The 3,500-nt window shown below is 55.7% G+C and carries 3 protein-coding genes; all 3 read left to right on the top strand.

Annotation, left to right across the window (positions count from 1 at the left end; all coding sequences use genetic code 11):
- The first annotated feature begins 79 nt into the window (after positions 1-79).
- The 3 genes from M1B35_RS31185 to M1B35_RS31175 all read left to right on the top strand — a co-directional run bounded on the left by M1B35_RS31185 (position 80) and on the right by M1B35_RS31175 (position 3,446).
- Positions 80-1,051 carry a hypothetical protein gene (locus tag M1B35_RS31185; protein ID WP_268263988.1) on the top strand — a complete coding sequence of 324 codons (972 nt, stop codon included), beginning with the start codon at positions 80-82 and terminating at the stop codon, positions 1,049-1,051.
- A 1,040-nt stretch (positions 1,052-2,091) separates the two neighbouring features.
- Complete coding sequence (locus M1B35_RS31180) at positions 2,092-2,730, top strand: hypothetical protein (protein ID WP_268263987.1); 639 nt, start codon at positions 2,092-2,094, stop codon at positions 2,728-2,730.
- A gap of 26 nt (positions 2,731-2,756) precedes the next feature.
- Positions 2,757-3,446, top strand: coding sequence for an SOS response-associated peptidase family protein (locus M1B35_RS31175; protein WP_268263986.1), 690 nt, complete (start codon positions 2,757-2,759; stop codon positions 3,444-3,446).
- Positions 3,447-3,500 lie beyond the last annotated feature (54 nt).

The following is a 3,500-nucleotide window of genomic DNA, read 5'->3' as shown; positions in this document are numbered from 1 at the left end:
GACTTCGCCCGGGCGCCACCTTTAACCAAGGCGAGCGGATCACCAGCGTGACCCTCGCCGGCAATCAGATGGCAATCAAATGGAAGACGCAATCCGGCGCAGCGTAGAGCGCCAGTTTCCCGAACTCACCGGCGGCTACCACCTGCCACGCTTTGGCCGGGTGGTGGCCATTCCTGATGCGCCGGCGGCGCCCGGGCTGTGCGACGACTTCCGGCCACGCTTTGGCGTCGACGTCGAAGTCCTGCTGCCCGACGGCGAGCCCGATCCGGCCCTGCCGATCCTGACCGGCCTACCGCTGCCGGCACCGATGGGGGGCCAGGAAGCCGGCATGTTCGGCTTCCCCGAGGAAGGCACCACGGTCGTGGTCAGCTTCGCCTATGGCCTGCCACACAAGCCCTTTATTACCCAGATCCTGCCGCATGGCCTGAGCCTGCCCCGGGTGCCGAAAGGCGACCAGGTCTGGCAGCACAGCGAGGCCTGCCAGCAGCGGGTCGATGCCGACGGCAACTGGCTACGCCAGACCGATGGCAAGATCCAGGACAAGGCGATCGAGCGGGAAGTGGAAGCCCTGGAGAACACCGAGAGCTTCCAGAACCACACTAGGATGGTGGACGACCATTCGACCGAGTCAGTGGGTGGGATCAAGAAGATCGAGGCGCTGGGCGCCATGAAGCTGCTGTCGGGTGGGTCCGCAAGCCTGGCGGCCGTGGATGACCTGCACCAGGCCACCGGCCGCGACCTGAACCTGGTGGTGGGGCAGAAGCACAACGCCACGGTGGGCGGCGACATGCAGGAGCAGATCCAGGGCCTGCGCAAGAGCGTGGCCGGGATCAGTCAGCGGCTACAAGCACCCAAGACCTGGTTGGGATCGGAGTCAGTCAACGTGCTGCAGGTGCTGTGCGATTTACTCGACCTGGTGCAGCAGATGAATGCTCAACTTTCCAGTCACACCCATGGCCCAACACCCCCGCCGGGCAATGCATCACAGTTCAACATTTACGCTACACAGGCCTCAAGTCTCACCGCAAAGATGAAGCCAATCACACTATAGCCAAGGCACTATTACGCATTGCGTAGCTATATTGGGCAACCAAGCCCGGCGCACCTAGCTGAATTGGCTAACAACAAGTCAACACAAGTAAACACATAGAAAATTAGAGATAATTATTATTTTCCTGAGCCCGGCTTAGTTGCATCAAACCGCGACACCTACCGTTCGTCTAAAATTTTTCGCATGCTGGCTTTTGATAATCGCAATAACGGATATTTGCTGCAATCGCTTGGAGTGGCTTAAACACACGCCAAAGCGCGTCAAAGTGCCATCGGAGGAAATTTCGTACGAACCAGAAACGAAGAAGCCCGCGCAGTGGCGGGCTTCGGGTGTATGTCTTTTCGCTTGAACCGCCATGGGAGACTTCTGTAAAGTCTCCTCTGCCTGTTCACCAAGACATACCTTTGCAGCGTGAGAACTCAAAGGCTATGGCGTCGTGGCAGACCCGTCAAGCATGAGCAACCGTTAATTACGTCGTTAATTACCCGTTAATTACGGTAGTTCACCGTTAATTACGGTTGGCTAATCGTTGCGAATCTCGAAATCAATGTGGTCGATTCGCGACGAAGGCAGCTCAATGAACTGAATAGTTTGAACTATAGTTAATATTATTCAGGTCGGGTCCGTTACCAGGTTGAGCAGGAGGCTCTGCGTATGTTGGTAAACGCAGGTTTCGCTGACCTTTGGAGTATTACGCCAAATGAAAAGATTCATTTCGCGATATTTCCCCGAAGAGCTGATTCGAGTGTTGCAGACCGCCTACTGGTCTCTCCGCTTGCTCAGGTTCTTTCAGGAATGGTGACGTAGATCAGCAGGGGCTTCGGCCCCTGTTTTCATTTCTAATCTCGCACACGTTTCTTCACCTCCCTCACTAGGCCTGGCCTGCACTCCGTCGGGTCACCAATCTCAGCAAGCCCCTTCACCTGTACTGTATGCGCATACAGGTAATCGTAAAGTGACTTGACGGTATGAATGGCCCCCACCTTAAAGCTGAGTGGCACGCCCTATGGCGGAGCTACCTCGACGACCATCAAAGCCGAATGCAGAACCCTGAAGCGTATCGAGGCGGATGCCATGCGATCGCAAAGGACATGCTTGATGCGGAAGTGATCGATCAGTTGGAAAAGCTAGAACTCGACGAGATGGCTGACGCTGCGTACTGGCACGCTGTGGAGGAGCTGATATCCGCAGAACAAAGATATGAGTCTCCTGGGCATTACAACGTCGTGCCGTGCGACGGAGAGGCCAGGATAGGGCAAATTATTCAAGGCATCTTCTACCCAAACGACAGTCAGGAATGGCAGGCAACGGTGATCTTTGACAAGGGGCAATACCGCCTTGCCTTTCGGATTACTCAAGAGTCATGGCCCCTAACTGGAATGACATTGACGTCAACAACCGGTCAAGTCTTCGACCTGATTATGACGGCGCGCACGATCAAAAGTGTGGTGTACCCGAACATCGATGACGTGGATATCTATCGAGCCTTGGCTGATGCCGCTCAACTTGCCCTTGAGAATCACGACTTCAGCTTCTACCAGCGTGCTAGGCCATTGCTTAACTCTGCCCAGTTCACCAGGTGCTCCCAATGCCAGGACCGTTTTGCCCTGCGTGAAGAGTGCCAAGAGTGCGGTGGTCAGGGAGTCGTTCCTAAGCCGCCACGTGGGGCTACAGTGTAAATTCAACCCTACGGCCAGAGGCGTCTATGTGCGGCAGAATCGCGCAGTACCGCTATATCGACGATTACCAGCATGTGCTTGGCCTTCATAAGAAGTGGCGGAGCACGATTGAGAGTAAGCCTCTGGAGCGCTACAACATTGCTCCCACAACACAGGTTGCCCTATTCCACATGGATGGGGACGAGCTACGGGCCGACATGGTGCCTTGGGGGTGGCGACCTCACTGGGCAACGGATCGAGCGGCACCAATTAATGCCCGAGTAGAAAAGGTGGCCCATGGTCCGTTCTTCCGGGCGATCTGGCCACACCGAGCAATCACACCGATCGATGGATGGTTTGAATGGGTGGATGAGGGCCAGCCTAAAAAGCAGCCCTATTTCATTCGCCGGCGTGATGGAGCACCGACGTTCTGTGCATCTATTGGGCAAATGCCAGACTCTGATAATGGGCCTGGGAACCAAGACGGCTTCGTGATTATCACTGCCGACAGCTCGGGCGGCATGGTGGACATTCATGATCGCCGACCGGTGGTTTTTACTGCAGATCTGGCCCGGGAGTGGCTTGACCCAGCAACCCCAAAGGAACGGGCCGAAGACATGGCTATGCAGCACGGTGAGCCGGCTGACGCCTTTGATTGGTTCAAAGTTGGCCCTGCCGTGGGCAATTCTCGAAATCAGGGGCCGTCGCTCATCATTCCTGTAGCTGATGCTCAATGACCGCTTGAAAATCCCCCGGACATAAAAAATCCCTTTGAAAAAGCACTTATCCCC

Source organism: Pseudomonas morbosilactucae (assembly GCF_023241665.1).
Lineage (GTDB): Bacteria > Pseudomonadota > Gammaproteobacteria > Pseudomonadales > Pseudomonadaceae > Aquipseudomonas > Aquipseudomonas morbosilactucae.
This window is presented reverse-complemented; position numbering and strand designations above follow the sequence as displayed.

Coding starts and splice junctions, on each gene's coding strand:
- M1B35_RS31180 (WP_268263987.1), top strand. CDS start 2,092: ATGCAGAACCCTGAAGCGTATCGAGGCGGATGCCATGCGATCGCAAAG.
- M1B35_RS31175 (WP_268263986.1), top strand. CDS start 2,757: ATGTGCGGCAGAATCGCGCAGTACCGCTATATCGACGATTACCAGCAT.
- M1B35_RS31185 (WP_268263988.1), top strand. CDS start 80: ATGGAAGACGCAATCCGGCGCAGCGTAGAGCGCCAGTTTCCCGAACTC.